At 57.4% G+C, this 3,050-nt stretch carries 6 protein-coding genes; 5 read left to right on the top strand and 1 reads right to left on the bottom strand.

What is annotated here, in order from left to right:
- Nucleotides 1-88: 88 nt before the first annotated feature.
- From ABD679_RS11255 to ABD679_RS11235, 5 genes are all read left to right on the top strand, one after another.
- Nucleotides 89-415, top strand: a complete 327-nt coding sequence (locus ABD679_RS11255; RefSeq protein ID WP_344760081.1) for a hypothetical protein — start codon at nt 89-91, stop codon at nt 413-415.
- A gap of 57 nt (nt 416-472) precedes the next feature.
- Nucleotides 473-772: a hypothetical protein gene (locus tag ABD679_RS11250; protein WP_344760079.1), complete on the top strand. Its 300-nt coding sequence runs from the start codon at nt 473-475 to the stop codon at nt 770-772.
- Nucleotides 773-1,255: 483 nt separating this feature from the next.
- The gene (locus ABD679_RS11245) at nt 1,256-1,654 is read left to right on the top strand and encodes a hypothetical protein (protein WP_344760078.1); all 399 of its coding nucleotides are present in this window, start codon (nt 1,256-1,258) and stop codon (nt 1,652-1,654) included.
- 35 nt (nt 1,655-1,689) lie between these two features.
- Nucleotides 1,690-2,046, top strand: coding sequence for a DUF6694 family lipoprotein (locus ABD679_RS11240; protein WP_344760077.1), 357 nt, complete (start codon nt 1,690-1,692; stop codon nt 2,044-2,046).
- A gap of 118 nt (nt 2,047-2,164) precedes the next feature.
- The gene (locus ABD679_RS11235) at nt 2,165-2,500 is read left to right on the top strand and encodes a hypothetical protein (RefSeq protein WP_344760076.1); all 336 of its coding nucleotides are present in this window, start codon (nt 2,165-2,167) and stop codon (nt 2,498-2,500) included.
- A gap of 302 nt (nt 2,501-2,802) precedes the next feature.
- Here ABD679_RS11235 and ABD679_RS11230 read toward each other — a convergent pair.
- Nucleotides 2,803-3,050, bottom strand: a 248-nt coding sequence (locus ABD679_RS11230) for a hypothetical protein (protein WP_344760075.1), incomplete at its 5' end; no start/stop codon positions are given.

Below are 3,050 nucleotides of genomic sequence, written 5' to 3'. Positions count from 1 at the left end.
GTGGTGATGTCTTCTTCATGGCTCCATCCTCTCAAAGGTTGGAGCCTCCGGAGAACCCGGGGCGGTTCACGCTGCTGATCGTGCCGACATGTCAGACGCGAGCAAATGGCTTCATGACAAAGGTCTTATCCAAGACGACGAATTGTTGGTTGGCTACGAGATCTATGTCGGTCAGCTGTCAACGGGACCCTCTGACGATCCAGCGATCCACACTACCTTTCTGCTCGCAAAGACGAGTGGAATGGATCCGTTCTCTAAAATCGTGAAGGGTGGCGGAAATATTGACCTGCGCAAGGTCACTGAAGAACTCTCTCCAAAAGAGTTTTTTTCTCTGTTTAAAAGGTTCAGCGTGACACTTTCATCCGGCGGACTTCTTGAAGGGCGTGAGTACAACTACACAGAAAGTGACGCCTAACAATTCATTCAAGCCGACGCCGCTTCGCGGCGCGGCTTAATTCCGGTGTTAGGCCTCATGATCAGATCCAATCGCATCCCCAAGATCTCTCTAGGCCTTCTTGCGGTCGCAATTGTCTATCTCTTGGCTATTTCGGGTCAGCCGCGCATGGCAGATGGTGGCCTGAGCGGCCATGAGATGTACTTGCCAGAAAAATTATTGGCTCTTGCTGTACCGCTTTCCGTCTTTGCCACAATGGTCATCGCTGCTATCCGCGCGGGTCGTGCCGGTAGCTGGCTATGGCTGATCAGCTGTATCTTCGTTTGGCCTCTTTCACTGGTGTACACGCTGGCAATCAATCGCGGGCATGAGGCCTAACAATGCGTTCAAGCCGAAGTCACTTCGTTCCGCAAAGCACATGGCAGGTACAGCTTGCCATGTGCTTCGCTCCACTACGCGCCTCGGCTTAACTTAGGTGTTAGGCCTTGCGCACAGGCTTTTGGCGGCCATTGCAATTCGACAGGTTGCCGCAACCGGATCGGCCGCGGGGCACGGCTTCGGACGCATGACTACCATGCGCACTTGGCCGCGTGGGCAGTTGCCAATCTGGCTTCGGTTGGTTGCGCCAGAGACATCGCGGGCTCTGCCGTGGCGGTCACAATCCCGGCTTCCGGATCGCTTGTAACTCACCGTGGCCGCCGGTCGCGGGCCCCGGAGAGGTGCGCAATGCCTAACAGTTCATTCAAGCCGAACCCGCTTCGTGGCTCGCCTGCTTCGGATGCACCTGGGCTATCCTTGGCTTCGGAAGCCACCCATGGCGGGTCGGCTTAATTCAAGCGTTAGGCCGCAAAGGAGAGAGTCATGCGACTGATGGTCAAGAGCATCGCAGCGGGATCGCTGTCCGGCGTCTTCACTTACTTCGCGTCGACCCAGGCACTTGGCTATACCAACGCTTTCGTAATGCCTGGCTGGATGCCCCTGGCACTGTGGCAGGCGCTCGTCGTGCTCGGCGTGGGAGCGGCGCTCGTCGCCCTCATTGTGCAGCTCCTTGCACTTGTCGCTTTCTCGGCTCGAGGCCCTGTCGCTCTCGCGTCATTCCTCGCCGTAGCACTGGTGGCACTTGCTCTGACTGTCCCGGCCGCCGTGTGGCCACCAACGTTCATCGCTTGGGCCCTTGGTGCAGCGCTGGCAACTCTGGTATTCCGCCGGTTGCGCCCTAACCATTCGTTCAAGCCGACGCCACTTCGTGGCGCGGCTTAACTCAAGTGTTAGGCCTCACAATCAAGGAGTACGGGATGCTGAAAAAACTATTGTTGACCGCTTGTTTCGCTCTTGCCGTGACCGCATGCGCAACGTCGGGAAGCTCAACCAGTCAAATCCGCCTCGACGCAACATCCGACGCAACAGCCCAGAGCAGCTTTTCGGCAATGAGCGAAGCGCTGCCGCCCGAGAAGCGTCAAGAACTGCTGGTCGCAATGCTCAAGCTCAATCTAACTGGCGTAAACAGCGCTTATGAGGTTGTGCAAAACCCTGATCTGCAATCGCCTTCCATCGTTCGCATCAAGGATCAAGTTGCCGGCATGACTGCTCAGGAGATCATTGACTTGGCAGACCGCACATCTTCAGTTAAGGCTGAAGTCACGGGCCAGTGAGGCCTAACAATGCGTTCAAGCCGAAGCCGCTTCGTTCCACCAAGCACATGGCAGGTACAGCTTGCCATGCGCTTGGCTCCACTACGCGTCTCGGCTTAACTTAGGTGTTAGGCCCCACATGTCACAGTTCGTGATCTCAACAGCGGCCCTCATCGCCTTCGTCTGCACAGGGGTGTACTTGCATGCAGTTTTCCGCCTGCACGGCATCATCGTTACGGAGCGTCCCGAGTGGGTCAATGTCCGTGGAGCGCTGGACTTCCTCTACACCGGCTTTCCACGGGCCGCCAATCCAAGCGTCGGCGCCGAGGTAGTCAAAGTGGCCTTTAGCTCGCGGGCGCGGCAACTCACGTCTCTTGCTGCTGCACGCTACGTGCGCCACATCCGCTTCTGTTTGCCCCTCGGTGTCGTGGGCTATCTTGTACTGGTGGTCGCTAGCTCCCAGGGTGGGGCCTAACGATGCGTTCAAGCCGAAGCCGCTTCGTTCCACCAACCACATGGCAGATACAGCTTGCCATGTAGTTGGCTCCACTACGCGTCTCGGCTTAACTTAAGTGTTAGGTGCCGCAAGTGAGTAAATCGGCTCTTGTAACTGCAATCCTTAGCACCGCGTTGCTCTCTGGCTGCCCTGGGCGTGAGTTCGCCACTTGCACCGGGCCAATGGTTAAGCACCCTGAGGGCAAGTGCTCCGCTCACTACTATCAGACTGACTATCGCGGTGGCGGTCAGGTCACGCAGGCTCTCGTTGAGTGTGCAGAGCTACCATCCACTCCGGGTGGCAACGTGGTCGCCATACACTCCATCGCCCACGGCATTGGCCTCAAATGGCTGAGTGCAAACACTCTGGAGGTGGCTGTTCCCGCCGGGATAGCTCTGCAAGACCAGCGCACTAGTGACACCTATAGCGGCTACCATCTGCAATACGTGTATCGTCAGCTTCCGGCGGGTGAACCAGCTTTGCAGGGCTGCGGCCTTGGCAAGTCGGGCGGCACCTAACAATTCATTCA

Source organism: Luteimonas lutimaris, from assembly GCF_039537065.1.
In the GTDB taxonomy this organism is placed as follows: domain Bacteria; phylum Pseudomonadota; class Gammaproteobacteria; order Xanthomonadales; family Xanthomonadaceae; genus Luteimonas; species Luteimonas lutimaris.
Note: the sequence above shows the minus strand (reverse complement) of the source record. Positions and strands in the feature narration are given on the sequence as shown.

What these genes read in the sequence shown, in the direction of transcription:
- ABD679_RS11255 (WP_344760081.1), top strand. Translation starts at nt 89, where the DNA reads ATGTCAGACGCGAGCAAATGGCTTCATGACAAAGGTCTTATCCAAGAC.
- ABD679_RS11250 (WP_344760079.1), top strand. Translation starts at nt 473, where the DNA reads ATGATCAGATCCAATCGCATCCCCAAGATCTCTCTAGGCCTTCTTGCG.
- ABD679_RS11245 (WP_344760078.1), top strand. Translation starts at nt 1,256, where the DNA reads ATGCGACTGATGGTCAAGAGCATCGCAGCGGGATCGCTGTCCGGCGTC.
- ABD679_RS11240 (WP_344760077.1), top strand. Translation starts at nt 1,690, where the DNA reads ATGCTGAAAAAACTATTGTTGACCGCTTGTTTCGCTCTTGCCGTGACC.
- ABD679_RS11235 (WP_344760076.1), top strand. Translation starts at nt 2,165, where the DNA reads ATGTCACAGTTCGTGATCTCAACAGCGGCCCTCATCGCCTTCGTCTGC.